At 62.0% G+C, this 25,868-nt stretch carries 27 protein-coding genes; 7 read left to right on the forward strand and 20 right to left on the reverse strand.

All coding sequences use genetic code 11. The features are described from left to right. Window positions 1-359: 359 nt before the first annotated feature. The 8 genes from AB5Y94_RS15675 to AB5Y94_RS15710 form a co-directional block, all read right to left on the reverse strand. Window positions 360-2,933 carry a replication endonuclease gene (locus AB5Y94_RS15675; protein WP_368206127.1) on the reverse strand — a complete coding sequence of 858 codons (2,574 nt, stop codon included), beginning with the start codon at window positions 2,931-2,933 and terminating at the stop codon, window positions 360-362. Then, window positions 2,933-3,217 (reverse strand): hypothetical protein, encoded by a 285-nt coding sequence (locus AB5Y94_RS15680; protein WP_368206128.1) that lies wholly within the window; start codon window positions 3,215-3,217, stop codon window positions 2,933-2,935. Before AB5Y94_RS15680 ends, AB5Y94_RS15675 begins: the two co-directional genes overlap by 1 nt. Next, window positions 3,214-3,663, reverse strand: a complete 450-nt coding sequence (locus AB5Y94_RS15685; protein ID WP_368206129.1) for a hypothetical protein — start codon at window positions 3,661-3,663, stop codon at window positions 3,214-3,216. The genes AB5Y94_RS15680 and AB5Y94_RS15685 overlap by 4 nt, the downstream gene beginning before the upstream one ends. Window positions 3,664-3,930: 267 nt before the next feature. After that, the gene (locus AB5Y94_RS15690) at window positions 3,931-4,218 is read right to left on the reverse strand and encodes a helix-turn-helix domain-containing protein (RefSeq protein WP_235354733.1); all 288 of its coding nucleotides are present in this window, start codon (window positions 4,216-4,218) and stop codon (window positions 3,931-3,933) included. Window positions 4,219-4,220: 2 nt separating this feature from the next. After that, window positions 4,221-4,406: a hypothetical protein gene (locus tag AB5Y94_RS15695; protein ID WP_042870735.1), complete on the reverse strand. Its 186-nt coding sequence runs from the start codon at window positions 4,404-4,406 to the stop codon at window positions 4,221-4,223. A gap of 38 nt (window positions 4,407-4,444) precedes the next feature. After that, a complete protein-coding gene (locus tag AB5Y94_RS15700; protein ID WP_126880522.1) occupies window positions 4,445-4,870 on the reverse strand; it encodes a hypothetical protein in 426 nt (141 codons plus the stop codon). 12 nt (window positions 4,871-4,882) lie between these two features. Then, window positions 4,883-5,365, reverse strand: a complete 483-nt coding sequence (locus AB5Y94_RS15705; protein ID WP_368206130.1) for a phage regulatory CII family protein — start codon at window positions 5,363-5,365, stop codon at window positions 4,883-4,885. 74 nt (window positions 5,366-5,439) lie between these two features. Beyond that, window positions 5,440-5,766, reverse strand: a complete 327-nt coding sequence (locus AB5Y94_RS15710; protein WP_082030449.1) for a Cox family DNA-binding protein — start codon at window positions 5,764-5,766, stop codon at window positions 5,440-5,442. 128 nt (window positions 5,767-5,894) lie between these two features. Here AB5Y94_RS15710 and AB5Y94_RS15715 point away from each other — a divergent pair, with 128 nt between their 5' ends. The 6 genes from AB5Y94_RS15715 (at window position 5,895) to AB5Y94_RS15740 (ending at window position 12,081) form a co-directional block, all read left to right on the forward strand. Continuing rightward, on the forward strand, window positions 5,895-6,194 hold the full coding sequence (locus tag AB5Y94_RS15715; protein ID WP_146062134.1) for a helix-turn-helix transcriptional regulator: 300 nt from the start codon (window positions 5,895-5,897) through the stop codon (window positions 6,192-6,194). Between the two features lie 84 nt (window positions 6,195-6,278). Next, window positions 6,279-7,259: a tyrosine-type recombinase/integrase gene (locus AB5Y94_RS15720; RefSeq protein ID WP_042870739.1), complete on the forward strand. Its 981-nt coding sequence runs from the start codon at window positions 6,279-6,281 to the stop codon at window positions 7,257-7,259. 350 nt (window positions 7,260-7,609) lie between these two features. Then, window positions 7,610-8,926 carry a hemolysin family protein gene (locus AB5Y94_RS15725; RefSeq protein ID WP_206220375.1) on the forward strand — a complete coding sequence of 439 codons (1,317 nt, stop codon included), beginning with the start codon at window positions 7,610-7,612 and terminating at the stop codon, window positions 8,924-8,926. Between the two features lie 22 nt (window positions 8,927-8,948). Further along, window positions 8,949-9,491 carry a hypothetical protein gene (locus AB5Y94_RS15730; protein WP_005302733.1) on the forward strand — a complete coding sequence of 181 codons (543 nt, stop codon included), beginning with the start codon at window positions 8,949-8,951 and terminating at the stop codon, window positions 9,489-9,491. Window positions 9,492-9,768: 277 nt separating this feature from the next. Continuing rightward, a complete protein-coding gene (locus AB5Y94_RS15735) occupies window positions 9,769-10,671 on the forward strand; it encodes a homocysteine S-methyltransferase family protein (RefSeq protein WP_368206131.1) in 903 nt (300 codons plus the stop codon). A gap of 9 nt (window positions 10,672-10,680) precedes the next feature. Beyond that, complete coding sequence (locus AB5Y94_RS15740) at window positions 10,681-12,081, forward strand: basic amino acid/polyamine antiporter (RefSeq protein WP_368206132.1); 1,401 nt, start codon at window positions 10,681-10,683, stop codon at window positions 12,079-12,081. A gap of 66 nt (window positions 12,082-12,147) precedes the next feature. On the opposite strand, the gene AB5Y94_RS15745 is transcribed toward AB5Y94_RS15740, so the two are convergent. Continuing rightward, window positions 12,148-12,987 carry a sterol desaturase family protein gene (locus AB5Y94_RS15745; RefSeq protein ID WP_368206149.1) on the reverse strand — a complete coding sequence of 280 codons (840 nt, stop codon included), beginning with the start codon at window positions 12,985-12,987 and terminating at the stop codon, window positions 12,148-12,150. A gap of 229 nt (window positions 12,988-13,216) precedes the next feature. Here AB5Y94_RS15745 and AB5Y94_RS15750 point away from each other — a divergent pair, with 229 nt between their 5' ends. Further along, complete coding sequence (locus AB5Y94_RS15750; protein WP_025201435.1) at window positions 13,217-13,984, forward strand: ABC transporter substrate-binding protein; 768 nt, start codon at window positions 13,217-13,219, stop codon at window positions 13,982-13,984. 100 nt (window positions 13,985-14,084) lie between these two features. Here AB5Y94_RS15750 and AB5Y94_RS15755 read toward each other — a convergent pair whose 3' ends face one another. From AB5Y94_RS15755 to AB5Y94_RS15805, 11 genes are all read right to left on the reverse strand, one after another. Further along, window positions 14,085-14,828 (reverse strand): amino acid ABC transporter ATP-binding protein, encoded by a 744-nt coding sequence (locus AB5Y94_RS15755; RefSeq protein WP_368206133.1) that lies wholly within the window; start codon window positions 14,826-14,828, stop codon window positions 14,085-14,087. Beyond that, window positions 14,812-15,771, reverse strand: a complete 960-nt coding sequence (locus AB5Y94_RS15760) for an amino acid ABC transporter permease (RefSeq protein WP_041203158.1) — start codon at window positions 15,769-15,771, stop codon at window positions 14,812-14,814. The genes AB5Y94_RS15755 and AB5Y94_RS15760 overlap by 17 nt, the downstream gene beginning before the upstream one ends. Before the next feature lie 90 nt (window positions 15,772-15,861). Beyond that, window positions 15,862-16,650 (reverse strand): transporter substrate-binding domain-containing protein, encoded by a 789-nt coding sequence (locus tag AB5Y94_RS15765; RefSeq protein WP_019838861.1) that lies wholly within the window; start codon window positions 16,648-16,650, stop codon window positions 15,862-15,864. A 476-nt stretch (window positions 16,651-17,126) separates the two neighbouring features. Beyond that, window positions 17,127-18,455 carry an MFS transporter gene (locus tag AB5Y94_RS15770; RefSeq protein WP_368206134.1) on the reverse strand — a complete coding sequence of 443 codons (1,329 nt, stop codon included), beginning with the start codon at window positions 18,453-18,455 and terminating at the stop codon, window positions 17,127-17,129. Window positions 18,456-18,482: 27 nt separating this feature from the next. After that, on the reverse strand, window positions 18,483-20,003 hold the full coding sequence (uhpB, locus tag AB5Y94_RS15775) for a signal transduction histidine-protein kinase/phosphatase UhpB (protein ID WP_368206135.1): 1,521 nt from the start codon (window positions 20,001-20,003) through the stop codon (window positions 18,483-18,485). Further along, window positions 20,000-20,590 carry a transcriptional regulator UhpA gene (uhpA, locus tag AB5Y94_RS15780; protein WP_005302722.1) on the reverse strand — a complete coding sequence of 197 codons (591 nt, stop codon included), beginning with the start codon at window positions 20,588-20,590 and terminating at the stop codon, window positions 20,000-20,002. Before uhpA ends, uhpB begins: the two co-directional genes overlap by 4 nt. Before the next feature lie 187 nt (window positions 20,591-20,777). Beyond that, complete coding sequence (rnk, locus tag AB5Y94_RS15785) at window positions 20,778-21,173, reverse strand: nucleoside diphosphate kinase regulator (protein ID WP_005302721.1); 396 nt, start codon at window positions 21,171-21,173, stop codon at window positions 20,778-20,780. 231 nt (window positions 21,174-21,404) lie between these two features. Beyond that, complete coding sequence (locus tag AB5Y94_RS15790) at window positions 21,405-22,139, reverse strand: ABC transporter substrate-binding protein (protein ID WP_162519024.1); 735 nt, start codon at window positions 22,137-22,139, stop codon at window positions 21,405-21,407. Between the two features lie 80 nt (window positions 22,140-22,219). Then, window positions 22,220-22,903 carry a hypothetical protein gene (locus AB5Y94_RS15795; protein ID WP_368206136.1) on the reverse strand — a complete coding sequence of 228 codons (684 nt, stop codon included), beginning with the start codon at window positions 22,901-22,903 and terminating at the stop codon, window positions 22,220-22,222. A 50-nt stretch (window positions 22,904-22,953) separates the two neighbouring features. Beyond that, complete coding sequence (locus tag AB5Y94_RS15800) at window positions 22,954-24,348, reverse strand: alkaline phosphatase (protein WP_368206137.1); 1,395 nt, start codon at window positions 24,346-24,348, stop codon at window positions 22,954-22,956. 11 nt (window positions 24,349-24,359) lie between these two features. Beyond that, window positions 24,360-25,751 (reverse strand): alkaline phosphatase, encoded by a 1,392-nt coding sequence (locus tag AB5Y94_RS15805; RefSeq protein WP_024942425.1) that lies wholly within the window; start codon window positions 25,749-25,751, stop codon window positions 24,360-24,362. Window positions 25,752-25,868: the final 117 nt, after the last annotated feature.

Here is a 25,868-nt window from a genome sequence, read left to right on the forward strand (position 1 = left end):
TCTTTGGCGAGCTCTAGCAGGCTGAGTTTACGACGTGCTACTTTCTCGTTGGTGGTCATACGGTGACTCCGGATAACACGGTAGGGGTACCGTTTTGTTATCCGGTTTGAAGCCGTATGACCACTCCCTTTTGTGGGCAACTGTCAGGTGAATACCATCTCCATACACTCCGAAGTAGCGTTGGGCCTGTGATGACTGTAGAGTTTGTGCGTAACAACGGCAGCCAGCAGGACGTTTCGTGCATCTGGTTTGGCGGAGACGGGACTCCATCAACTGCATTCTTTTATCCAGCAGCTCTCGTGTTGCATACCCATAGCTAAGATGCTTTGCTACAAAGAGGCCTCTACGGCCCCTTTGTCTTACCCCCCGAAAAATTCGGCATTACTGATCGCCTCTTGGTGGCGCTCGACTGGCGGTTGTGGCCACGTCCGCAGATCGACGGTATCGCGTAGCCGGTCAAGCTGGGTGCGGGCTGCCTCGGCGTCCCCATCTCCCAGGGCCTCCAGCAACACCAGAGCTTCATCGGCGCCAGCGGCCGTCATGCTAGCCAGCCAGGCCGCTGGATCCCCGGACTCGGCCAGTAAGCCCCGCACATCCTTGAGCTCCGCCTGGCGCTTTGCCTCCCGGCGTTTGGCTTCGGCTTCAATTTGATACGGTGATGGCTCGTTTGGTGATTCGAACGGATGCCGTTCGGTCACTTTCAACTCACCATCCCGAATGCAAACTGACCGGTCCCCCACCCTGACCACCAGGCCGAGCCGGATCATGGCCACACCCTCGGCATCTAGCCCCAAATGGAATAGATTTCTGTCACCCAGTGGATCCTCTTTATATCCTCGGAGATCGTCGCGTACAGTTGTTGCCAGAGCTCCAAGGGGGAAACCCCCTTCGCTTCGCTCGGTACCCACTAACTCGCTGCGCTCGCCCACAGACCAAAACCCGCTGCCCTGGGCCTCGGCGGTGCTCTGTGACCCACACTTGCGCAGCACCCATTCCCCAACACGGGTTTGCTGGATGAGGCCGTCAGCGGCCCGCACACCCACAAGCTTGGTTTGCGGTTCGCCGTACTGATTGGGTTCGGCAAAAGCGGTGCGGTGGATACTCAAGGGGCGTTCATCGCGCCGGCAACAGGGGCCGCCCATGGCTTGGGTGAAGTTCTTCCAGTCCACCGCGTCGGCATAGCGCCTGCACTCTTCCATGATGGGGCTGGCCAGCGGGGCCACGACGATCCCCTTGGCCTCTTGCAGGCGGCCAGGTAGCCGGCGCAGTTCCCGCCAGATCCCGACCGGTGGCCCTTTCAAGGGTTGGAACTGGCGCAGGCCCCAGAGCGAGGCCCAAGCCCGCACCCGACGGGCGCCTTCGGTAGCTGCGGTTTCTGCTTCCAGATCGCCTTCGTCACCGACCCGGTACCCGTCGATGTTTTTGGCGATGTATTTGACGATGTAGCCCACGGCTCCGCCCTTCTCCTTGTCCATTACCTTCCAGTCAAAGCGGGGCGTGATGTCGCTATAGGGCTTTTTGCTGTCCGGGTGGCGTTTGCGTTCCAGGTCGCCTTTGTTATGGCTCAGGGCATAGCGCTGCAGGATGCCGATCAGCCTGTGCTGGTGCTCGGGTTTGACCCAGATCAGCAGGTGCCAATGGGGTGTGCCGTCGTGGTGGGGTTCGACCACCCGAAAGCCGAAATAGTCGATAGGGTCGGCCACCAGGAATTCCCCCCGTTTGGCCAGGTTGCGATCGAGGGCAGAGCGGCAGCGCTTCCACAGCTCGCTGATGTAGTGTTGCGAGTCGCGGGGGGATGAGCCGTCGTGCTTGGGGTTCTCTTCTGTGCTGTCTGGTCCGCCGACCTGGGAGGCTCGTACCGTCTTCCAGGGATGGAAGCGGCTAGGCGCCGTCCAGGTGAAGAACAGACCCACATAACCCATTTCGTCAGCCACATCAGAGAAGCCCCGAGCGCGCACCACCAATTCATGGCGGCGGTTCTCCGGGTTGGCGATGGAGGCTTTAACCGCTTCCTCCAGGCTGATGATGATGTCGTCCTGGGCGTTATAGGCTTCCATGTCTTTGAGCCAAGCGGCGGCCATACGCTGGCGCTCGATAAAGGCCTGCAATCCCTGGCTGGACACGTAAGCGGATACCCCTTTGCGCACCTTGCCGAGGAGGATTGCGCAATGTTCGTTGTATTGATCCCAGATCTTGCGCATACGCCTGGCCCACCACTTAGGGTCGAGCCAGCGGATCAGATGATGGGCGATGAAATCGTCGCGGCTTGCGGCCGTTCTGAACCTGGGCAGGCGGGGCAGCATGCCCCAAGCGGTCAGCGGTTGGCGGCATGCCTTCCACAAACGGATCGCCGGCACCTGCTCAGCGCCGAAATCAGTGATGGCATTAAACAGCCGGGTGACACGTTCGGCGTAGTTGACGGCCAGGCGCTCGCGGCTCTCTTTGGTGCGCAGCGAGTCGAGCGGTTCGGGGATCACGTTCTGCACCTGGCGTAGGGTCGTGATGCGGCTTGATAGCCAGCGGTTGGCGTCGTAGCAGATCGCCACGTCTTTGAGCACGTCCGGGGCGCGACGGGCGCAGTAGCCCACGAACAACTCGGCGATCAGATCACCGGGCAACTGCACCCCTGACCCGCCGTTCTCACGCGGGATTGGCCGCTCCAGCAGGTCAAGTGCCCAGTCCAGGGCATAGGCACCAGGGATGCCGACAAAATAGCTCTTGATGGCTTCGACCCGGGTATTGATATCGCCGCCGGCGAGCTCCTTGCGACGAGCGGCGGGGAGGCGTGATGCGTCGAGTGGACAGAGCGAGACACGACGACAGGCCATGATGCGACGCGCCATGGCTTTGGTGGATGCTGCCAATTTCCAAGCAGCAGGTTGCCTGGGGGAGATGGGTTTGGCGTCGAACAGCTCGGCGTGGTAGTCCCGCATTAGAAGGGCAGGGGCTCGTCACCGCATAGGTGGGCAAGATACCGCTCCTGGTGGGCGACGGTGTCTAACGCTTCGATACGGGCGCGGCGCTCCTCTCTGCATTCGAACAGCAGGCGGCACAGGGCGTATTTGGGCGCTGGCAGTCGGGCCTCTCGTAAGGTGAGGAGCTGGTGTTGGTACTGACGAAGGGTTGCCAGCTTTACCTTGGCGATGGCGGACAAGGTGGCAATGTCGGCCTCTACTTCCGCTTGCAGTGCTGAAAAGTTCGGGGTGTTCTCGGTCATCGGATCACCTCGCCCAGTCCATGCAGGGGGGCGCACTCTTTCCACCAGTCGCCGATTTCGGTAGCAAGTGGCGTTTCCCCCTGGCCGAGTGCCAGCCAATAAATGGAACGGATCGCCCCAAGGGCCAGCACCTCAGCAGCATCAGTCCCATAGGTGGCGTTAGAGGCGCCTATGTAGTCGGCTCGGTAGCTCTGCCAGTGGAGCCATAGCCCGCTTTTCGGCTGGACCAGTTCATTGGGTTCGGCGTATTCATCATCGCTGCTGTCATCATCCAGCAGCGCGTCTGGGCTGCTTGTGGCCACAAGCTGGATCTGAATGTGCTGTGGGCCTGACCATACGCTGCCCAGGCACACCCGATTGTCATCAGCCCGGGCGGCGAACATGTCGGCCAGCAACCCCTCGATGAGCTTGGGGGCCTGGCTGGCTATCTTGATTGCGTCACTCATAGCTACTTCCTCAACGCTTTCTTACGGTCAGTTTGTTGTACCGTTCGTGGGTCATCAGCTGATAACCGCTGGCCCCACAGGGCCGAAACAGGCGGTATCGGTAGCCCACTGCAATGACATCCCCACACCCGGATTGCAGCCGGCGAGGGCGTTGACAGGCCAGCACTACTGCCGCTTTTGCCTGTATCTGGGCCGGTATCCGGCCAATGCTCTTGAATCCTTCCATGTGCATTGCTCCAGGGGCTGCCGAAACAGCCCCTTGTTGGATTAGTTGGGATGGGCCGGGCGCACTTGCTCGGGGATGATCAGAGAGCCTTTCATCAGCCATACGGCGTAATCAGACAGGCCGGGGGTATTGATGATGCGCAGCAGCAGGCCACCGCCAATCTCGCGATAGCCCAACTCGTAGTTCTTGAGGGTGGTAGGCGGGATATCCAGCTGCGCTGCAAATTTGGGACGACTCATCCCCAGAAATTCGCGCAGTTGGCGCAGTCGTTGGCGGGTACTGGCATTGAGGGCCGTCATGGACGGCATTTCAGAGTTGTGCAGGGTCATGGTTAGGCTCCTTGATGGGCATTAAGGCGATTGATGTGACCAAACAGAGAAGCCCAGACCAGGGCGTTAGCTCGCTGGCTCAGGATCGTCAGGTCGTTTTCCGAGTAGCGGGCGGCATATGGCCCTGTGATACGGCGGCGCTGGATCTCGCGGTTGCGCAGCGCGCGGGGGATTGCTAGAGTTGTCATGTCAAGATTCCTGGGGATGATTGACTGAGAGAGCCCCGTTAGGTGTTTGCGGCACCAGTGATCGGGGTTTTTTCTTGCCCGCAATTTGCGGTTTGTGGGTTGTTGACCAGTGTCATCAACAAGCCCTTGCTCTTCGCCAGCCGGTCGGCTGGTCCTGTTACCTCTGGTTTTTCTTCTGGTGGTGCTATCAAACCGGTGCGCCATTCTTCGAGGCTGACCGCGCCGTGAAACAGGTGCTGGAACCCAAGGCGGCGCATGGCCAGACAAAGGGCCTCGCGGTCGTGCTCCCCGAGTGGGAATTCAGGTCTTGCCAGCGAACTGGGTAACTCGGCTTCATTGCAGATGGCTCGACGTTGCGGCTGATTGAGCTCTCCCCAATACTTCGCAACCCTGCAATTGGCGTGGTAAAGCGCTTCACGCATTTCTGCCAGCGCCTTCTCGGCTGCACTCGCTCGTAAATTCATCTTTCCTTCTCCTCACATCGCCAGTGCCGCAAGGGGCGACACCACCTGAAATCGCTGTTCGACGTCATTGATCAGCAGTGCTACCGAGCCCATAGCAGCTGCGGCGATGCTCATGAAAGAGCGGTGCTCGTTGCTGGTGATGCGGCCGCGTTCCGTGAGCTCCAGGGTGCGCTGGCCGATGCTCGCAATTTGCGAGTTGAGCTGGATCACCTGGTGGGTCAGGGAGGGCGCCCGCTCGGCATCGGGAATGGCGACAGCAGTCAGGCCACACTCAAACAGCAGGGCATCGAGCAGCGTTTCGTCTTTGGTCACCTGGTAGAGAGCGATCAGGTCATCACCCGATAGCTTGTGTTTCTGCTGCTGATTGAACTTGTTGCGCAGCACATGGGCCGACATACCCATGCTGGCGGCCAACTTTTCTATGTTGCGATCCTTCACGAAACCGGCGCAGGCACTGCGGTAGTAGGGGTGTAGGTTTCTGGTGGTATTCGACACTCTGATTTCCCTCCAAAGGTCGTTATGGTTTTGTGGAAACCGAGCCACAAGAGAGAGGCATAAATGCATTTCATTCAGACACTGAGGCCAAGCCAGGCGAGCCAGCCATCCCGGATTTCCTTGGGTCGGCTTTCGAATGCCAATTTCAGTCCCGCATTCCAGGCCGGCAGGTATACGTAGTAGTCACCTTTGGCATTAGGGTTTCCTGGAACTTTCATTTCTACACCGGGTAACTTGCCCACTTTGATCATCTCCACCACGGCTTTACGGGTTTTTCCGATGGCATGGGCAAACGCATCGGCGGTTACTGCATCGGTGTGCACCAATGAAGGGGTGAGACCCACAGCAAACTTGGCCGGTACTTCGGTCTGGCTGTTCGGGGTTTTGGTTGCATCACTCATATCTGATACCCTCTCTGGTTGCCCCTGCTGGCTGTAGAGAGCTTTCAGGGGCTGCTAAACACTAGTTTATGTTTTTACCAATCGGCAAATCATTTGCTGATTGGCAAATTAACGCTCAAGGAGTGTGTGTGTCAATAGAAACTTCCGAGAAATTGAAGCTCATACGAGAATCAGAGAGGATGAATAGGAAACAGTTTGCAGAGCTGACCGGTATTCCTTACGGCACTCTGTCGGGCTACGAGACGTTGGGAAAGGAGATTGGTTTTTCATCAATCCAGAAAATATTTAGCCAACCTAGGTTCAGGAAGTACCACAGTTGGTTCATGTTTGATGAAGTTTCACCCGAAGCCGGCCAGATCGCGCCGGTTCTCGCACACGTTGGGCAAGACAGCAGCGCGTTACCGCCCTCAGACCAGAAGACTGGCTAACCCTACATAGGCAGTTCCTTGTCTATATAGAGGCGTGCGGCCTGAGCCAGCACGTATCAACAAGCAGTATCGGAGAGCTTCGCTATGTCGATTAAGAAGCTCGATGATGGTCAATATCAAGTGGACGTTAGACCGACGGGTCGCAAGGGAAAGCGGATCCGGCGGAGGTTTTCTAAGAAACACGAGGCAGTTGCCTTCGAGCGGCATGTGTTGGCGACACAGCATGATAAGCCCTGGCAGAGTAAGCCCACAGATGCCCGCACGTTGGCTGAGCTCATCGAAATTTGGTGGGCGCACAAAGGGCAGTATCAAAAGTGGGGGGCCCACGCACGCCGTACCTTATTACGGGCAGATCGATACTTGGGTGAAGTGCGGGTCAACCAGCTTAATGCTCACGCTTTGACTTTGCTGCGTTCGCGTATGTTAGCCGCAGGCATAACCCCCAATAGCGTCAACCGCCTGGTAGTGGAACTGAGCGGTATGTTCAATTTCCTCATCGAGGGAGGTTTCTACCGTGGTGAGAACCCTGTTCGAGAAGTGAAGGCTTTGAAGGTTGCGCCGAGGGAGATGAGTTATCTTTCCCCATCTGAAGTTCAGCAATTGTTGGCTGGGTTAAGTGGGGATGATAGAGGCGTTGCCGTGTTATGCCTGAGTACCGGCGCTCGTTGGAGTGAAGCTTCTACCGTTCGGGCCGAGCATGTAGTCAACCGACGGGTGACGTTCGTGGCTACCAAGAACGGTAAAAATCGAACGGTTCCCATCAGTGCAGAGGTTGAGGCTGAATGGGTGGCAAACAAGCGTGGGGTGTTGTTCCCCAAGGCGAACTACCTACGGGTGCGGGAGATGTTGAAGGTAGTGAAGCCCGATTTACCCAAAGGGCAAGCAGTGCATGCACTACGCCACACCTTCGCTACACACTTTATGGCGAACGGGGGGAACATTTTGGTGCTGCAACGAATCTTGGGTCATGCCTCTATCCAGCAGACGATGACCTATGCTCATTTCGCGCCTGATTTTTTACAGGATGCAGTGCAGTTCAACCCGCTCAGGGGAGGTGCTGGTTAGGTGTGGAGTGTCCACATCATTGACCACACCTTACCGTTTATGGGTGGGAATGAAAGCTTATCAGAGCTCATAGCCAAGCGGATGGCCTTACGCTGTAAGTCAGGTAGAACAAGGCTTAGCGCCGTATTCCCTTAGTTTTAACGGGTTGGTGACTCTGATGACGAAATGAATAAAAAGGCGCTTTGAGCGCCTTTTTTGTTGCCTTTTCAGTCAGTGCAAGATATCGCCACCCGACTGGCGCTTTTCTGCTAGAATATGCCCCCTGTGTGAGTCCCGGATCGACTCACGGTCCGGTCTCCCGGACCCAGTTTGCCGTCTTGTGCTAAGGCGGGTGTAGCAATAGGTTAATCATGAGTTTTGCCGATAGTTTATTTTTCCTGATGCTGCTGGTTGCCGGCAGCGTGTTCTTCTCTCTCTCCGAGATATCCCTCGCCGCCTCCCGCAAGATCAAGTTGCAGGTGATGGCCGATGAGGGCAACCGCCATGCCGAAAAGGTACTGGCACTGCAGGCCCAGCCGGGCAACTTCTTCACCGTGGTGCAGATCGGGCTCAATACCGTCGCCATCCTGGGCGGTATCCTGGGCGAATCCGCCCTGAACCCGGCCATCAAGGAGCTGGTCTCCGAGTTCTATCAGGGGCCCTGGCTGAGTGAAATCAGCTCGGCGGCCTCCTTCGTGTTCGTCACCGGCATGTTCATTCTCATCGCCGATCTGATGCCCAAGCGCCTCGCCATGACCATGCCGGAGCGGATCGCCGTGGTGGTGGTGCGCCCCATGCTGCTGTGCGTCACCCTGCTGATGCCTCTGGTGTGGCTGTTCAATGGCATGGCCAACGGCCTGTTCCGGCTGCTGCGCATCTCCATGGTGCGCAACGACGAGATCACCTCCGACGACATCTATGCGGTGATGGATGCGGGGGCCGAGGCCGGCGTCATCCAGCGCGAGGAGCATCAGCTCATCGAGAACGTGTTCGAGCTGCAGTCCCTCGGCGTCACCTCCGCCATGACGGCGCGCGAGAGCCTCATCTACTTCACCCTGCAAGAGGGGGAGGAGAGCATCAAGGCCAAGATCGCCGAACATCCCCACAACAAGTTCCTGGTGTGCGACCACAACCTCGACAGCATCAAGGGCTTCGTCGACTCCAAGGAGCTGCTGATCCGGGTCATCAGCGGCCAGAGCATCGATCTCAACAGCGGCTCCCTGGTGCAGAACGTCATCATCATCCCCGACACCCTCAACCTCTACGAGGCGATGGAGTACTTCAAGAACCATCGCGGCGACTTCGCGGTGGTGATGAACGAGTACGCGCTGGTGGTGGGTATCGTCACCATGAACGACCTGATGAGTACCGTCATGGGCGAGTGGGCCACCCACGTGGTGGAAGAGCAGATAGTGCAGCGGGATGAGAACTCCTGGCTGGTGGATGGGGTGACCCCTATCTCCGACGTGATGCGTGCCTTCGACATCGAGGAGTTCCCGGAAAACCAGAATTATGAAACCATCGCCGGCTTCATCATGTACATGCTGCGCAAGATCCCCAAGCGAACCGACTCGGTCAAATACGCCGGTTACAAGTTTGAAGTGGTGGACATCGACAGCTACAAGATTGACCAGCTGCTGGTCACCCGGGTCGAGGCCACGCCGGCCGACAAGCCCGCTCAGGAATAGTAAAAGGAGCTCGTTAGCAATCATGAAGATGCAGTCTCATTCCCGTGCGCTGGCCTGTGTAGCGCTCGCCCTGGCACTCGGTGCCTGCAGCCAGAGCGCACCGCGCAAGGCCACTCCCGTCGCCAAGCCGGCCGCTCCCAAGGCTGCCGTGGTCATGCCGCAGCCGGATCCCGATGCGGTGGTGCAAAGCGCCGTGGCGGAGCCGAGCCCGGTGTTCGACGAGGAGTATCACGGCCCGGATCAAGGTTCGCTCGAGTCGGTAACCGCCCTGTTTGCCCGTGGCTACATCGAGTCGGCCATGCGTGAGACCATGCTGGCGGCGGTGCACAGCGACTATCCGCTGCTCGGAATGCGGGACGTGCGCCTGACCGACCCGGTGGCCAAGTTCCTCACCTCTGCCCAGGCCCGTACCACGGCCCACGACTACCTCTATGCCGGGGTGCAGCGCCGGTTGGGGCGCCCGCTCAGCCCCGCCCAGTGGGAGCAGATCTGGCAGGGGTATCCCCAGCAGGGTCGAGTTTCCGACTGGGTCAAACAGACCAAGCGGGTACTGGCCGGGCGTTGAGCCACCAGTTCATCTGTTGCCACAAGAGGCCACCTTAGGGTGGCCTCTTGCTTTTCTGCTTTTCTGCTTTCTGAGTTTGTGGTTTTGCGGTGATGCCGGTTGCCGTCGGGCGGGCTTTGCTTTATCTTGCTTTGGCCATCTAAACATCTATATGTTTTTATGGCTGATTTATTCAGGGTGACGATGGCGACGGGTTGCCGCGCCGCCGGGGCAGGCGCAACGGATAAAGCGCACAGTCCCGCACAGCAAGACAACAACACAACAAGAGACGAGACAGATGGATACGCAGGCATTGTGGATACTGGATGGCGGCATGGGGCGCGAGCTGGCACGGCGGGGCGCGCCGTTTCGCCAGCCGGAGTGGTCGGCGCTGGCCCTGATGGAGGCCCCCGAGACGGTGCGAGAGGTGCACCGGGCCTATGCGGCGAGCGGGGCCCAGGTCATCACCACCAACAGCTATGCGCTGGTGCCGTTTCATATCGGTGAGGCGCGTTTTGCGGCAGAGGGGGAGGAGCTGGCGGCGCTGGCCGGTCAGCTGGCCCGCGAGGTGGCTGACGAGCAGCCGGGTAGCGTGCAGGTGGCCGGCTCCTTGCCGCCGCTCTTTGGATCCTACCGTGCCGACCTGTTCGACGCAGGCCGGGTGAGCGAGCTGGCGACCCCGCTTATTCGGGCGCTCTCCCCCCGAGTAGATTTTTGGCTGGCGGAGACCATGAGCCTCATCGCCGAGCCGCTGGCCATCCAGGCCCTGCTGCCCGAGGATGGCAAGCCGTTCTGGGTCTCCTTCACCCTGGAAGACGAGGCGCCGGGTAGCGAACCGACCCTGCGTTCCGGTGAGCGGGTGGCGGATGCCGTCGCCGCCTTGGCCGAGGCCGGGGTGGACGCCATCCTGTTCAACTGCTGCCAGCCCGAGGTGATCGACGCCGCGCTCAAGGTGGCCAGGGCCGGCCTGCAGGTCCTGGGGCGCACCGACGTTCGCCTCGGCGCCTATGCCAACGCCTTCCCGCCCCAGCCCAAGGAGGCGACCGCCAACGACGGGCTGGATGAGATCCGCACCGATCTGGGACCGCTGGATTATCTGGGCTGGGCCGAGCGCTGGCGCGCTGCCGGGGCAAGCCTCATCGGCGGCTGCTGCGGCATCGGCCCGGAACACATTGAGGCGCTGGCCAGCCGGCTGCGTTAAGGAGCGCCCATGAAAGAGAGCAAGATCGGGCTCTGGTCCCTCACAGCCCTGGTGTTCAGCTCCATGGTGGGGGCGGGGATCTTCAGCCTGCCCCAGAACATGGCCGAGGTGGCCGGCGCGCGCGCCGTGCTGATCGGCTGGGCCGTCACCGGGGTCGGCATACTGGCGCTGGCGGCCAGCTTCCTCTATCTGTCGCGCTTAAGGCCGGAACTCGATGGCGGCATCTACAGCTATGCCCGGGCCGGTTTCGGCGATCTGGTGGGTTTCTTCTCCGCCTGGGGCTATTGGCTGTGCGCCACCATCGGCGTGGTGGGCTATCTGGTGATCGCCTTCGCGGCGCTGGGCAGCTTCGTCGACACCCCGGAGCGGGTATGGTTTGGCGAGGGCAACACCTTGGCGGCCTTCATCGGCGAGTCCTGCATCCTCTGGGCGGTGCACTTGCTGGTGGCCCGCGGCGTGCAGCAGGCGGCCCTGTTCAACCTGGTGGCGACCCTGGCCAAGAGCCTGCCGCTGCTGCTGTTCATCCTGTTTGCCTGCTACTGGTTCGACCCGGTCACCTTCGCGGCGGATCAGGAGGGCAGCACTCTGGCAACGCCGGTCTCCGAGCAGGTGCGTAACACCATGCTGATCACCCTCTGGGTCTTCACCGGCATCGAGGGGGCGGCTGTGCTGTCGGCCCGGGCCAGAAACAGGCGGGACGTGGGCACGGCCACCGTGCTCGGGGTGGTGCTGGCGCTGCTGCTCTATGTGCTCATCTCGGTGCTGGCGCTCGGGATATTGAGCCGCCCCGAGCTCGCGGCCCTGCCCAACCCCTCCATGGCGGGACTGATGGCCCAGATGACCGGCTCCTGGGGCAAGCTGCTCATCAGCGCCGGCCTTATCGTCTCGGTGCTCGCCTCCTACGTGAGCTGGACCCTGTTCTCGGCCGAGGTGCCGTTCAGCGCGGCGGGCCACGGCGCCTTCCCGGCCATCTTCCGGCGTCAGAACCGCAACGGCACCCCCATCGCCTCGCTCTGGCTCACCAGCCTGACGGTGCAGGGCTGCCTGCTGCTGGTGTGGCTGCTTGGCAAGGGCTACACCAACCTGCTGCTCGTCTCCACCTCCATGATCTTGGTGCCCTATCTGCTGATCGGCCTGTTCCTGCTCAAGCTCGCCTTCAGCGGGCAGGGGAACCTCCTGATGCGAGCGGTGGCGCTGGTGTCGAGCGGTTACGGTCTCTGGTTGCTCTATGCCGCCGGGGTGGAGTACCTGCTGCTGTCGCTTCTGCTCTACGGGCCGGGTCTGCTGCTGTTTCTCTACAGCCGTCGCCAGCTGGGGGCCGATCAGCCCCTGAGCGGTCGCGAGCGTCTGCTGGCCGGGGTGACGCTGCTGAGCCTCATTCCCGCCGTCTGGTCCTTTGCCCACGTCTGACCGGGTGGTGACCCAATGCAAGAGAGCGCCCAAGGGGGCGCTCTCTTTTTGTCTGCGACGTTGTGCCTAGCGGCTGGCGGGGCCGGCCGGCTTGCCGAACAGCACCGCGAGCTTCTGTCGCCAGGGCAGGCCCCGGGCCTCTTGCAGCATGTCACGCCACTCGTGGAAGGTGAGGGTGAGCGGGTTGAAGCTGTGGATGGGTTTGGTGATGCCAAAGCGACACGGCTCGCCTAAGTCTTCTTCCACGAAGGTACCGAACAGCCGGTCCCAGATGATGAGCACCCCGGCGAAGTTGCGATCGATATATTTGGCGTTGCTGGCGTGGTGCACCCTGTGGTGGGAGGGGGTGTTGAAGATCCACTCCAGCCAGCCAAGCTTGCCCACCACCTGGGTGTGGACGAAGAACTGAAAACCCAGGCTCAAGAGCACGGTGGCCACCACGGCCTCGGGCGGGAAACCGATGAGGATCATCGGGATCCAGAACAGCCACATGCCGGAGACCGGGTACATCAGGCTCTGGCGAAAGGCGGTGGAGAGGTTGAGCCGCTCCGAGCTGTGGTGCACCACGTGGGAGGCCCACAGCCAGCGCACATGGTGGCTCGCGAAGTGGAACAGCCAGTAGCAGAGATCCTGCAGCAGGAAGAGCAGCAACAGGCTCCAGAGGTTGAGATCTATGTCCAGCAACCGCCAGCCCCAGAGGGCATCGTAGAGGTAGGCGATGGCGATGGCCGCCAGCGCGTCGCCCCCCTGATGCATCAGCGCCAGGGTGGCGTTGGCAAAGAGATCCCGCCACTGGTAGCCGGCGCTGGGAAAGGCGGCGCCATGCTTGCGCAGGTAGAGCATCTCCCAGCCGATAAAGGCCACAAAGATTGGCGAGAGGTAGAGCAGGAGCAGTTGCACATCCATGTCGGGCATCCAGTCAGAGCAATTGCTCTCCAGCATAAAGGATGAATGCAAACTTTCATTAACATTTTGCTGCAGTGGGTGTGTTCATCTGGGGCTTGGTGTGGCATGTGGCCAGCGGCAGCCCATCAATTGGTATGACGACTCCCTGAGCGGCGGGCGCAGTGACTATGCTTGATGAGGCTTTCTACCTCTGGAGTGGCAGATGATGCGGCTGTGGTGTTGTTTGTTGATGGGGGTCTGCCTGCTGGCGCAGGCCAAGACCCGGGTCGAGATCCTGGCCGATGCCAACTATCCCCCCTATTCCTGGCAGGAGGGAGAGGAGGTCAAGGGGATCTATGCCGACATAGTGCGCAGCGTGACGGCGTCCATGGATGGCTACGAGGTGGTGATCAAGGCCATGCCCTGGCGACGGGGTCTGAGCATGGTGGAGCAGGGCAGCGCCTTCGCCATCTTCCCGCCCTACTACCAACCAGATGGTCGCCCTTGGATGTGGCCCTACTCCCAGCCCCTGCTCGACGAGGAGCTGGTGGTGATGTGTGGCGCCGGGGTGGCCGTCAACACCCCGCAGGCGCAGTTCCCGACCGACTACTACGGCCTGCGCTTTGGCATGAATGCCGGTTTTACCATCGGCGGCGCCCCCTTCTGGCAGGCGATCAAAGAGCAGAAGATCGGGCTGGAGGAGGTGAAGAGCAACCGGGAGAACCTGCTCAAGATAGTGCGCGGCCGGGTGGACTGCACCGTCAACGACCGGCTCTCGCTGCTCTATGAGCTGCTCAGCATGATCAAGGGCAACCAGCTGGCAGTGGCCGACATGTCCCAGCTCAAGCAGGGGCCTGTGCTCAGCCGGGAGCAGGGGTTTCTCGGCTACAGCCGCAAGGGGGAGTTCGACTTCAAGGAGGACTTTGTCGAGCAGTTCGACAAGCATCTCTACGAACTCAAGAAGCGGGACGGGATCCGGACCATAGTGGAGCAATACCTGGGAAAGTCCCCACGCTGAACTGATGGTGGAGCCGGTCAGATTCAGTCATGCAAGCTAGTGTTACGGCGATGAAAAAGAGGGAGCCATGGACTCCCTCTTTCTTTTTGTGCGTTATCCCTTAGAGCACCTGGCTTAGGAACTGGCGCAGGCGCGGGGAGGGGGGATTGTCGAAAAAATCCGCCGGTTTCTCGTCCACCAGCAGCTCGCCGCTCTCCATGAACAGCACCCGATCCGCCACTTCCCGGGCAAAGCCCATCTCGTGGGTGACCACCACCATGGTCATCCCCTCGCGGGCCAGCCCCTTCATCACGTCCAGCACCTCGCCCACCATCTCGGGGTCGAGTGCGCTGGTGGGCTCGTCAAACAGCATGATGCGCGGCTGTATGGCGAGTGCCCGGGCGATGGCCACCCGCTGCTGCTGGCCGCCGGAGAGCTGGGAGGGGTAGCTCTGGGCCTTGTTGGAGAGCCCAACCTTGAGCAGCAGGGCCTTGGCTCTGTCCTCGGCGTCCTTGCGCGACAGCCCGCGCACCTTTTGCGGCGCGAGGCAGATGTTGTCCAGCACGCTCAGATGGGGGAAGAGGTTGAAGGACTGGAACACCATGCCCACCTCTTCTCGCAGCTTGTTGACGTCGCCAGGCTCGGTCAGGCTGATGCCATCCACCACGATCTGGCCATCGTTGATGGTCTCCAGCTGGTTGAGGGTGCGCAGGAAGGTGGACTTGCCGGAGCCGCTGGGGCCCACGATCACCACCACTTCCCCTTCGGCTACCTGGGTGCTGACGTTTTTCAGGGCGTGCACCTCGCTGCCGTAGAACTTCTCCACTGAGCTTGCCTTGATAATCGGATCAGTTGCTGCGCGCATATTTCACCTCCAGACGGCGTACAAGAAAGGAGAGAGTGCCGGTCAGCACCAGATAGAGCAGGGCCACGGTGAACCACACCTCGAACGGACTGAAGGTGGAGCTCACCACCTCCCGTCCCGCCTTGGTGAGATCCGTGATGGAGATGACCGAGACCAGCGAGGAGTCCTTGATGAGGTTGATGAACTGGCCCGCCAGCGGCGGCAGTACCCGCTTGAAGGCCTGCGGCAGGATCACGTAGCGCATGGTCTGGGCCGAGGTCATGCCAAGGCTGCGACCCGCTTCCATCTGCCCCTTGTGGATGGAGCTGATGCCGGCACGGACGATCTCCGCCACGTAGGCGCCGGTGAAGACCGCCAGTGCCGCCACCCCGGCGGTGAAGCGATCCAGATTGAGTACAGTGCCGATAAAGAAGTAGACAATGAAGATCTGTACCAGCAGTGGGGTGCCGCGGATGAGCTCCACATAGGTGATCGCCAGGTTGCGCAGGGCCGGATTGGGGGAGAGCCGTGCCAGCCCCGCCAGGGTGCCGAGCAGGATGGCAAAGATGCCCGCTACCAGCGAGAGCTTGATGGTCATCCAGACGCCCCAGGCGATGGGGCCGGCGGTCCAGCTCAGCTGGGTGTCGAGGGTATCGCCGCGAAAGACGGTATCCCCCTGCGCCACCTGACCACCGCTGACGGCGATGGGCTGGCGCTGGTTGGGATCGAGATCGTTTTGCAGGAACAGCTTGCCCTTGTCGGCCTCGGTGGTGCCGGCAACCACGGTGCCGTCGAACTCGGCGTAATTTTTCTGCTCCGCCTGGTAGGCGATGTATTGGGGGATTCGCTCCCAGCGCCAGGTGTAATCCACCGATTGCACGGCCTTGTAGATGCCGAACAGGGCGGCCAGCACGATCAGCAGGAAGACGCCGTGCCAGAGCAGTTGATTGGGTTGTTTTTCCATCTGTCTTGTTGGGTTGTGCACTGTCGCAACCTCGTTGTAGTTATTGTGTGGGGATCTGCGTGAAGGGGCGGCGGGCCGCCCCTTGCGAGGTTACTTGAGCTGATCAAGCCAAGCGGTGGATTCGAACCACTTCTTGTAGAGGCGGTCGTAGCTGCCGTCGCCCTTGATCTGGCGCAGGTAGTTGTTGAACCAGTTGAGGGTGTCCTGATCCCCCTTGCGGATCGCCCAGGCCAGCGGTTCGAAGGTGAACGGCTTGTCCAGATGCACCACGGCGCCCTTGTTCTGGGTGGCGAAGATGGCGTTGTAGGGCAGGTCGTAGACGAAGGCGTCGACCTTGCCGTTGATCACTTCCAGCTTGGCGTCATCCTGGGTTTCAAACTGCAGCAGGGTGGCTTTGGGGATCAGGCGCTTGACCGCCTGCTCGCCGGTGGTGCCGAGCTTGACCGCAATTTTGTACTTGGGGTCGTTGAGGTCGGTGAAGGACTTGATCTCGCCAGCCTTGTCCTTGCGCAAGACTATGGTCTGCCCGACCACGATATAGGGGTCGGCGAAGTTGACGCGCAGGTTGCGCTGGGGAGTGACGGTCATGCCGCCCATGATGACGTCGAACTTGTCGGTCAAGAGCGCGGGGATGATGCCATCCCAGGCGGTGTTGACGAACTCCACCTTCACGCCCATCTCCTTGGCGACCATCTTGGCCAGATCCACGTCAAAGCCGATGTACTGGCCCTGCTTGTTGGTCATCTCGAAGGGTTGATAGCCGGCGTCGAAACCGACCCGCAGCACGCCGCGCTCCAGCACGGCATCCAGGGTGGAACTGGGGGCCGCGTTGGCCAGCCCGCACAGCAGCAGGGTAGAGAGAATTAGTTTTTTGATCATAAGTGACGTCTCTGTCAAAAGTGTGTTCAGCCTTGAACCTGATCCCGTGCGACTCCGTGGCACAAGAGACTGCTGCATCCGGCAACAGGGCAAGACAGGATTATTGTCTTGATTGAGGCGAAAGCCCCATATGGGATTCTATTCGCTACCAGCTGAGTGAAAAATGTACCAAATGCCGATTGTGCCAGATGACTCAATAGGTTAGTGGCGCATTTTTCCCGTGGCGACACTCATAAAATCACACGAAAACAACATATCTATCTAATGGGGCGGGTTCAAGCCCAAAATGTATTCAGCACATTTTGTTACAAGGGGACCCGCCGTCAGCAGTGCCAATTGCTGCTCAGCCGGCTGGCGTGCGCCCACAATCAGCTTCACATAAGTGGTAAAGGGAGTTGGCAGAGAGGTGTGGGTGGCAGGGGCAGACCGGCTGCGCCGCGATCAAATCAAGAGACGGGTCGGTTAGCCGGGGGGAGTCAGGCCACCTCGCGAGGGCGGGGGGCCTGCGCCTTGAGGAAGGGGAGCAGCAACAGGGCGGAGACGCCGGCCGCCACCGAGATGACCACGAAGAAGCCCTGCCAGTGCCAGATCTCCATCACCTTGGCCAGCGGATAGCCCGACAGCGCCGCCCCCATGTAGGCGAACAGGCCGACGAAGCCGGTGGCGGCCCCCGCCGAATTCTTGTGGGAGCACTCCGCCGCCGCCATGCCGATCAGCATCTGGGGGCCGAACACGAAAAAGCCGATGGTGAAGAAACAGGCCGCCTGCATCACGTAACTGAAGAAGGGCATCAGCCACAGCGACCCTACCGAGAGCAATATCCCCACCGCGAAGATGAGGTTCATCGGCCCGCGGTTGCCGTTGAACAGCTTGTCCGATCCCCAGCCCGCCACCAGGGCACCGATAAAGCCCCCCACCTCGAACATGGAGATGGCCGAGTTGGCGCTCATCAGATTGAAGCCGCGCTGCTCGGTCATGTAGAGGTTGCCCCAGTCGTTGATGGCGGTGCGCACCACGTAGACCAGCACGTAGCAGCAGGCCAGCAGCCAGATGTAGGGGTTGCCGAGCACGTACTTGCGCAGGATCTGGCGATGGGATAGCCCCGCATCCTGAGTCTGCTGGGCCAGCTCCAGCGCATCGCTGCGCCACTCGCCCACCGTGGGCAACCCCATGGCGCTCGGGGTATCCCGCAGCCGCCAGCAGAGAAACAGCCCCGCGACGATAGCGATAAGGCCGGGCACTATCATGCCGTAGCGCCAGCCGTGCTGCAGGGCGAGGGTGCTGACGATGAGGGGGATGAGCGCCCCGCCCACGTTGTGGGCCGTGTTCCAGGCCGACCACCAGAAGCCACGCTCGCTGCGCGAATACCAGCTGGTGAGCAGCTTGGAGCAGGGGGGCCAGCCCCAGCCCTGGAAGAAGGCGTTGGCCACCCAGAGGGCGGCGAACAGCCACAGCGACGACGAGAGCCCGAACAGGATATTGATGACCCCGGTCGCCATCAGGCCGAGGCCCATGAAGTAGCGCGGGTTGGCGCGGTCGCTGATGATGCCGGAGAAGAACTTGGAGCAGCCGTAGGTGATGTAGAACAGGGTCCACAGCATGCCGATGTCGGCCTTGGCCAGCATGCCGCTGGCCAGCATGTCCGGCATGGCGAAGTTGAAGCTCTTGCGGGTGAAGTAGAAGACCGCGTAGCCCAGGTACATGGTCAGCAGTATGTGCAGCCGCCAGTGGCGATAACAGGCGTCGATCTCGGCCTTATCGCGGATGAGGGGCTGAGGCGGCGCACTGCGCATAAAGCTCAGCATGGAAGTGCTCCCGGCCGGAGAGTGGGCTTATTCATGGTTTTCCTCCCGCTTGCGATCGGGCAGGGTCACGGTCAGCTGGGTGCCGTGTACGCAGGAGAGTTGCAGTGAGCCCCCCAGCGCCTGCACCCGCTCGCGAATGCCGAGCAGGCCGTAGCCCTGGGGCGTGCGGTGCTCGGGCAGGCCGCAGCCATCGTCTTCCAGCAGCAGGATCAAACGCTCCCCCTGACGCTGGGCCCGGATGGTGACCGAGTTGGCGTTGGCGTGTTTGACCACGTTGTTGAGCCCCTCCTGACAGACCCGAAACAGGGTGACCCGCTGGGCATCGGAGAGGCCGGCGTCCGCCAGCTGCCACTCCAGCCGGGTGACGATGCCGCGGCGCTCCAGCTCAAGCTCGCGCAGCAGGGCGCGCACCGCCTGCTCCAGGCTCATGTCGTCGAGCTGGCGGGGGCGCAGCCGGCCGAGCAGGCCGCGCACTGCGTCGTAGATGCCCAGCGACAGGGTCTCGATGAGGGCGCTGCTCTGGCCCACCCCGGCGTTGTCAGGCGCCAACCGGCGCGCTATGCCGGCCTGGGTGCGGATGGCGGTGATGGTCTGGCCGATGTCGTCGTGCAGCTCGCGCGCCACCTCCTTGCGGATGCTCTCTTCGGTCTCCAGCAGCCGCTCGGTGAGCTGGCGGTTGTGAGCGAGCTGGCGGGTCAGCGCCTGGTTGAGTTCGCGCTGGCGCTGGATGCCGGCGCCGAGCAGCAGGCCGGTGAGGCTCTGGGCCAGCAGGGAGAGCAGCAGATCGAGCGGATGATCGTGCCAGGCCTGACCGGCCATCAGCGCCACCGTGTTCATCAGGGTGGCGAGCAGGGCCCCTTGCCAGCCGTAGCGCCAGGCCATGGCGATGATGGGAATGGCCAGACAAAACGGGGTGAAGCGCACCAGCGAGTCCGGCAGGCCGAGCTGCAGCCAGAGGCTCAGCACGAACAGCAGCAGATACCAGACCAGGTGGCGAAAGCGCCAGTCCACCGGTTGATCCACCAGCGCAGGGCCGAGCGGCACCCAGGTAGCGCGGGTGAGGTAGTGCCAGATCAGCATGCAGGTGGAGGTGAGGGTCAACCCGCCGGTGAGGGTGAGCAGCAGGGCGGTGAGGCCATCCTCGCCGGCCAGGTGCCAGAGCAGGGATTGCAGCCCGGCGGCCACAGTGACGGTGGCCAGCAGCACCAGCAGCTGCTGCCAGTCGTTGCGTACCGGCTGGCGGCGGGCGATGAGCAGCGGCAGCAGGGTGAGCAGGCTGCCCGCCTGAATGAGCGGCCACAGCGGCAGCCCCACCTCTTGGTTGAGCCAGTAGAGCAGCAGGGATTCGCACAGCAGCAGCGGTGGCCAGTAGGCGAGCGGGCTTTGCAAGAGCAGCCCCAGCCGCAGGCCGAAGGGAAACAGCAGGGCTGCCAGCATGGGGGAGCCCGCCAGATGCAGGCCAATGCTCCACAGGCAAAACCAGCCGGCGGCAAAGATGAAGCAGGCCGCCAGCGCGATGGCGACATAGCTGGCCAGACGAGCGATCACCAGCTGTCCAGCATGCGGTGGGCCAGCTCAACGTTGTTGCTGACCTTGAGCTTGTCCATCAGGTTGGCGCGGTGCACGTGCACCGTCTTGGGGGAGAGGCCGAGCTGCTCGGCGATGGCCTTCACCTCCAGTCCCCGCGCCAGCAGCTGCGCCACCTCCCGCTCCCGATTGGTGAGCGGATCCTGGCTGTTGCAGGCGAGCTTTTGGGCGATGTCCGGGGTGAGGTAACAGCCGCCATGGGCGGCGGTGCGCACCGCGGCGATCAGCTCGTCCGGGCTGCAGCGCTTGGAGAGGAACCCCTTGGCGCCGGCCTGCAGGGCCTGCTCGATGAGGGCCGGGCTGTCGTGCACCGACAGCATCACCACGGCCAGCCCCGAGGGGAGGCGCTTGAGCAGGTCCAGCCCGGATTGATCCGGCATGGAGATGTCGCACACGCACAGCTGTACCCCGCTGCCGGGCAGACCCGCCAGCGCCTCGGCGGCGGAGCCGAATTCGGCCACCACCCGCAGGTCGGGTTCGAGATTGAGCAGTTGGGCAAAACCGGAGCGGACGATCTGGTGATCGTCGATGAGGGCAATCTTAATCATGATGTCAGCCTGAAATCTGCGGCCAGGGTGCTGGCGCGGCCAACAAGATACCTGCCCCCTCGTCCCGGCTCAAGTGAAAGCGGGGCCGGAAGGCAGGATTGGCGCCACTTCTGCGGCAAAGCTTGATCGGGATCAGCTGCAGGGGCACGCCCGGCGCCGTCATGCAGGCCGGCGGGTGCCCTGGGGGTTAGCGGTGCAGCTCGCCGGCACGCTCCGGCTGATAGACCACCTCCAGGATCTCCACCTGGATGGTGCGACCGGCCGGACCCGGCCAGGCGATGCTGTCACCCACCTTGAGCCCGAGCAGGGCACTGCCGACCGGCGCCAGCACGGAGATCTTCGATTCGTCCCCCTGCACGTCCCGCGGGTAGACCAGGGTCAGGCAGAATTCGTTGCCGCTGCTCTGCATCTTGAAGCGCACCGTGCTGTTCATGGTCACCACGTCCGGCGGCATGTCGGCCGGTTCGCGGATCTCGGCGCGGTCCAGCTCCTCCTGCAGGGCCAGGTGCTGGGGGTGGTTGCCGAGCAGTTGCTCGATGCGGTCGAGATCCAGGCTGGAAATCACGAGATGTGGCTGTTTCATAAGATATTCCTTATCAATGGGTCAGATGGCCAGGATGACGGACAAGCTGGCCGAAAAAAGAGTGTGCGATACGAAAAAACAGATCGGGAATGCGATGCCCCCAACGACTCGCTGTCAGGGGCGAGGGCGGGGGCTCAACGGGGTGTGAGCTGACTTGACAAAATCATGAGCGCTTTCATGGGGATACCATAACCATTCTGAACTGCTTTGGCAATTCTCCTGACAAGCTTGTCAGGGCGCCTGGTAATCGTACTGCTTGATGATGCGCGCCAGGCTGCCGTCGTCGCGCATGGCGGCGATGGTCTGGTACCAGCGGGTCGCCTCGGCGCTTGGAAAATGGGGGCTGGCAGCCAGGTACAGGGGAGACTGTTGCAGGGTTTCGCCGCGCACCAGATCCGCCAGCGGCAGGCCGGCCTGCTGCTGGTTGTAGCGGGCGCTGTTCCAGGCCACAGCCCAGCCCTGGATGCGGCCGAGCGCCAGCTTGTCGGCATTGTGGATCTCCTCGGCTACCAGTGCCTGTTTCACCTGCGGATAGGGTCGCAGCAGGCTCTGGCCAAAGGAGCCGCGCATCACGCCGACAGTGAGGCCGGGCAGGGCATTGATGGTGAGAGGGGTCGGGTGGTATTGGCGATGGCTGACCAGCACGAAGGCCTCGTCCATCAGGGGGGCAATCCAGAGAAACTGAGGGTCGCGCTGGGGGCTGCGCACCGGCGGCACCAGCAAGACATTCCGGCGATAACGGGCCTGGCTGAGGGCGCGGGCCAACGGCATCAGCTCGATGGTCAGCGGCTCCTTGAGCCGGCGGGCGGCCTCTTCCAGCACCTCGATGACCATGCCGCTCGGGGCGCCCTGATTGGAGCGGATCACATAAGGGGGGATCTCGGCGGCGATGACCACCACGGCCCGGGCCGGCAGGGCGGAAAAAAGCAGGGAGCAAAACAGCAGCAGGAGAGCGGAAATTCGCATGGCAGACCTGATCCGGGATGAGTACCCAGAGTGTACCACCCCGTCGGCACAAGTCAGCCCACCCTGTTCGGGGCGTCCCGTCAGTCGAAGAAATCTCGCAGATCCAGGGTCTGGTAGCCCTCCAGCTGCTGCCAGGGCAGGGCTTTGGGCAGGGATTTGAGGGTCACCTCCATCCGGTAGCTGCGATAGCCGTCGAGGCTCGCCGACTCCACCACCAGCGGCAGCTGCCAACGGCTCGACCAGAGGATGCGGGTGCGCTGCTTGCCCTCGAGCTTCTCATACCAGCGGGCCTGCTCGGGAGCCGGCTCGTCGAGGGGGGTCATCTCCTGCAGCAGGGCCGGGTTGATGAGGTGGCGGATCCTGGGCCAGTCGGGCTTGAAGGCCACCTGGCCATACTCCTCCTCCGGTACCTCCACCAGCTGGTTGTGCCAGTTGTCGGCGTAGCGCAGTTGCAACTCATCCTGCTGGTTGCGGGTCACCCAGCGCGCCGCCATCTGGTGGGTAAAGTGCTTGTGGCCCGGGGTGGCATCGTGGGCGGCGTGGTAGGCGCGGGCCAGAGGGAGGGGAATGAGCCGCTGGCTCCACACCTGGTCGCCGACCCGCAGCCACTTCTCCTGCCACTGGCTCTCCTTGCTGATGCCGTCGCTGCTGGTCACCCTGTCCTGATAGCGGATGCGGGCGGCCAGATCGGGGACTTCCTCGGCAAGGAGGGAAAAAGAGAGGCTGCTGGTGAGCAGCCACAAGGGTAATAAATATCGCATCATGCCGTCTCGCTCGAGCGAGCAGGGCCCGGCACTTGGCCGGGCCCTGCCGTTTACAGACCGAGCGCCTCCTTGAGCTTGCCGAACACCTTGGTGTTGTCGAGGGTGCCCTTGAAGCGGCTGCTGCCGGCGCCGTCGGCAAACAGCATCACATCGCCGCCGCCGTGGGTCTCGGAGCCCAGCTTGACCCCGGTCTCCTGCAGGTAGTCGTCCGCCATCACCTGATCGCTGGTGAGGGTGGGGCGCACGTCGGCGCGGTTGGGGCCGTTGCCGAACACTAGCGTGGTGAAGGGTTTGCCATCCACGTCGTTCTGGGTCGAGCCGTCGCCGTTTTTCACCAGATCCAGCACCTTGTTGCCCTTGGCGGAGTAGCCGTTGATGGTCATGGTGTGGTCATGGTCGGCGGTGACCACGATCAGGGTATCTTTCAGATCCACCTTGCCGAGCGCCGTCTTGACCGCCTCGTCGAGCGCCACCGCGTCGGTGAGCGAGCGCTTGGCATTGGTGCCGTGCAGGGCGTGATCGATGCGACCCCCTTCCACCATCAGGAAGTAACCCTGACTGTTCTGGCTGAGCAGATCGATCGCCTTGGCGGTCATCTCAGAGAGGGAGGGCTGGGTACTTGCCGCCCCCTTGGCGACCCGGTCCAGCTCGTAGTCGAGGTGGGACTTGGCGCTGAACAGCCCAAGCACCTTGCCCGAGTTGACGCCAGAGAGCTCCTCTTTGGTGGTGACGTAGCGGTAGCCCTGGGCAGTCAGCTCGGCGGTGAGATCCCGTCCGTCGGCACGGCCCCCCTTGTTGCTGGTGCTGTTGTAGGGCGTCCAGTGGTTGGCGCCGCCCCCCATCAGCACATCGACTCCATCCCCCAGCGCGGTGTTGAAGCCGGCGCCGCCCGGTACCGCCTGCTCGGCGATGGCGTAGGCGGCATCCCGGTGGCACATGTGGGAGTAAGTGGCGGCCGGGGTGGCATGGGTCAGCTCGGTGGTGGTGACGGCTCCCACCGACTTGCCGGCCGCCTTGGCCAGCTCGAGAATGGTGGGCACCGGCTTGCCGTTGTCGCTGGTGCAGTTGTTGATGCCCTTGTTGCCGTTGAGGTCCTTGCCGGGCGCGACGGCCTTGGTGTCGCTGCTCATGGCGATCACCTCGTTGTTCATCTTGACCCCGGTTGTGTAGGCCGCCATGGAGGGGGCCGAGTCGGTGGTCTGGGCATCGTTGGAGAAGGTCTTGATGCGGGCGCTGCGGGCCAGCTTCATTATCTCCAGATTGCCCTCTTCCCCCACCTTGTAGAGGCGGGTGGCGGTGAGCACGGTGGGGCCCATGCCGTCGCCGATAAACAGGATGACGTTCTTGGCGTCGCTGGCCTGTGCTTGGGCCGCGCCGCCGAGGGCGGCCAGCAGGGCTGTGCTGACGAGGGTTTTATGCAGTTTTTGTTTCATGGCGCTTTTCATGGGAATGCTCCTTACAGCCCGGCCGCAGCCTTGACCTTGCCGAACACGGCGGTGTTGTCGAGTGAGCCGTGGAAGCTCTCCGCTCCCTGGCCGATGGCGCCGAGGAAGACGTCGGTGCCGCCGTGAGTCTCGTTGCCTATCTCGCCTACCTTGACCACCACCTCCTGGTGATAGTCGTTGGCAGAGACGGTGGCGTCGTCCAGCGGCGCTACGCTGCTGCGCGGACCATCCACCCGGTTGTAGCCGTTGCCAAAGCCGATGATGGTGTAGGGCATGCCGTCGGCATCCTTGCTCGGTTCGCCGGTTTCGTAGTTCTTCACCAGCCCGAGTACGCCTGGGTTGTCAGCGGTGGTCTTGCCGGTCCGCTTGGCGTAGCCGTTCAGCACCAGCGTGTGGTCATGGTCGGCGGTGACCACGATCAGGGTGTTTTTCAGCTCGGGATCGGTTTTCTTCACCTCGTCGATGGTCGCCTTGATGGCGTTGTCGAAGGCGAGGGTGTCCTGCAGGGCACGCTTGGCGTTGGTGTCGTGCAGGGCATGGTCGATGCGCCCCCCTTCCACCATCAGGAAGTAGCCCTGTTTCTTGTCCTTGAGCTGCTTGATGGCGGCCAGGGTCATCTGGGTCAGGGAGGGCTCGCTGGCGGGTCGGTCCAGGTCATATTTCATGTGGCTTGAGCCAAACAGCCCCAGCAGCGGCTTGCTCGCATCGGCCTGGTTCAGCTCGTCCAGGGTTGCGGCAAACTGGTAGCCCTTGGCCTTCATCTCGTCGATGAGGTTGCGGCCATCCTCGCGCTTGCCCTTGTCGGCCTTGGGCAGGAAGAAGCTGCTGCCGCCGCCGAGTACCACGTCCACACCCTCTTTGAGAGCGCTGTTGTAACCGGCGCCGCCAGGTACCAGCTGGGCGGCGATGTCCGCTTCCAGATCCCGGTTGCAGAGGTGGGCATAGGTGGCGGCCGGGGTGGCGTGGGTCACCCGGGTGGTGGTGACCACGCCGGTGCCGCGGCCGGCGGCCTTGGCCAGCTCCAGCAAGGTGGTGACCGGCTTGCCGGCGCTCTTGCTGCAGTCGTTCTCCTGGGTGGCATCGCCGTCCATGCTGATGACACCGTTGTTGCTCTTGACCCCGGTCATGTAGGCGGACATGGAGGGGGCCGAGTCGGTCACCTGGGCGTCGTGGGAGAAGGTCTTGATGAAGGCCGTCTCCGGCAGGGTATCGATGGTGAGGCTGCCCTCTTCACCGACGCCGTAGATGCGGGCGGCGGTCAGGGTGTTGAGACCCATGCCGTCGCCGAGGAAGAAGATCACGTTCTTGGCACCGGGCTCGGGCGCACTGCTGTCGTTGTTGGAGTTGCAGCCGGCGGCCAGGGCGGCGCCGATCATCAATGCAAGTCCTGCCATCTTTCTCATTGGGGTTCGCTCCTTGTAAAACCTGAGCGCAGCCTAGAGGTCGCAGATGACACTTTTAGTGAAACTGGATGACAATCCGATGAAGGTGTTGCGTGAATGTTATGTTGTATCAATCAC

The organism is Aeromonas sp. s5 (assembly GCF_040907865.1).
GTDB lineage: Bacteria > Pseudomonadota > Gammaproteobacteria > Enterobacterales > Aeromonadaceae > Aeromonas > Aeromonas dhakensis.

Coding starts and splice junctions, on each gene's coding strand:
- AB5Y94_RS15675 (WP_368206127.1), bottom strand. CDS start 2,933: ATGCGGGACTACCACGCCGAGCTGTTCGACGCCAAACCCATCTCCCCC.
- AB5Y94_RS15680 (WP_368206128.1), bottom strand. CDS start 3,217: ATGACCGAGAACACCCCGAACTTTTCAGCACTGCAAGCGGAAGTAGAG.
- AB5Y94_RS15685 (WP_368206129.1), bottom strand. CDS start 3,663: ATGAGTGACGCAATCAAGATAGCCAGCCAGGCCCCCAAGCTCATCGAG.
- AB5Y94_RS15690 (WP_235354733.1), bottom strand. CDS start 4,218: ATGACCCTGCACAACTCTGAAATGCCGTCCATGACGGCCCTCAATGCC.
- AB5Y94_RS15695 (WP_042870735.1), bottom strand. CDS start 4,406: ATGACAACTCTAGCAATCCCCCGCGCGCTGCGCAACCGCGAGATCCAG.
- AB5Y94_RS15700 (WP_126880522.1), bottom strand. CDS start 4,870: ATGAATTTACGAGCGAGTGCAGCCGAGAAGGCGCTGGCAGAAATGCGT.
- AB5Y94_RS15710 (WP_082030449.1), bottom strand. CDS start 5,766: ATGAGTGATGCAACCAAAACCCCGAACAGCCAGACCGAAGTACCGGCC.
- AB5Y94_RS15720 (WP_042870739.1), top strand. CDS start 6,279: ATGTCGATTAAGAAGCTCGATGATGGTCAATATCAAGTGGACGTTAGA.
- AB5Y94_RS15725 (WP_206220375.1), top strand. CDS start 7,610: ATGAGTTTTGCCGATAGTTTATTTTTCCTGATGCTGCTGGTTGCCGGC.
- AB5Y94_RS15730 (WP_005302733.1), top strand. CDS start 8,949: ATGAAGATGCAGTCTCATTCCCGTGCGCTGGCCTGTGTAGCGCTCGCC.
- AB5Y94_RS15735 (WP_368206131.1), top strand. CDS start 9,769: ATGGATACGCAGGCATTGTGGATACTGGATGGCGGCATGGGGCGCGAG.
- AB5Y94_RS15740 (WP_368206132.1), top strand. CDS start 10,681: ATGAAAGAGAGCAAGATCGGGCTCTGGTCCCTCACAGCCCTGGTGTTC.
- AB5Y94_RS15745 (WP_368206149.1), bottom strand. CDS start 12,987: ATGGATGTGCAACTGCTCCTGCTCTACCTCTCGCCAATCTTTGTGGCC.
- AB5Y94_RS15750 (WP_025201435.1), top strand. CDS start 13,217: ATGGGGGTCTGCCTGCTGGCGCAGGCCAAGACCCGGGTCGAGATCCTG.
- AB5Y94_RS15755 (WP_368206133.1), bottom strand. CDS start 14,828: ATGCGCGCAGCAACTGATCCGATTATCAAGGCAAGCTCAGTGGAGAAG.
- AB5Y94_RS15760 (WP_041203158.1), bottom strand. CDS start 15,771: ATGGAAAAACAACCCAATCAACTGCTCTGGCACGGCGTCTTCCTGCTG.
- AB5Y94_RS15765 (WP_019838861.1), bottom strand. CDS start 16,650: ATGATCAAAAAACTAATTCTCTCTACCCTGCTGCTGTGCGGGCTGGCC.
- AB5Y94_RS15770 (WP_368206134.1), bottom strand. CDS start 18,455: ATGCTGAGCTTTATGCGCAGTGCGCCGCCTCAGCCCCTCATCCGCGAT.
- uhpA (WP_005302722.1), bottom strand. CDS start 20,590: ATGATTAAGATTGCCCTCATCGACGATCACCAGATCGTCCGCTCCGGT.
- rnk (WP_005302721.1), bottom strand. CDS start 21,173: ATGAAACAGCCACATCTCGTGATTTCCAGCCTGGATCTCGACCGCATC.
- AB5Y94_RS15790 (WP_162519024.1), bottom strand. CDS start 22,139: ATGCGAATTTCCGCTCTCCTGCTGCTGTTTTGCTCCCTGCTTTTTTCC.
- AB5Y94_RS15795 (WP_368206136.1), bottom strand. CDS start 22,903: ATGATGCGATATTTATTACCCTTGTGGCTGCTCACCAGCAGCCTCTCT.
- AB5Y94_RS15800 (WP_368206137.1), bottom strand. CDS start 24,348: ATGAAAAGCGCCATGAAACAAAAACTGCATAAAACCCTCGTCAGCACA.
- AB5Y94_RS15805 (WP_024942425.1), bottom strand. CDS start 25,751: ATGAGAAAGATGGCAGGACTTGCATTGATGATCGGCGCCGCCCTGGCC.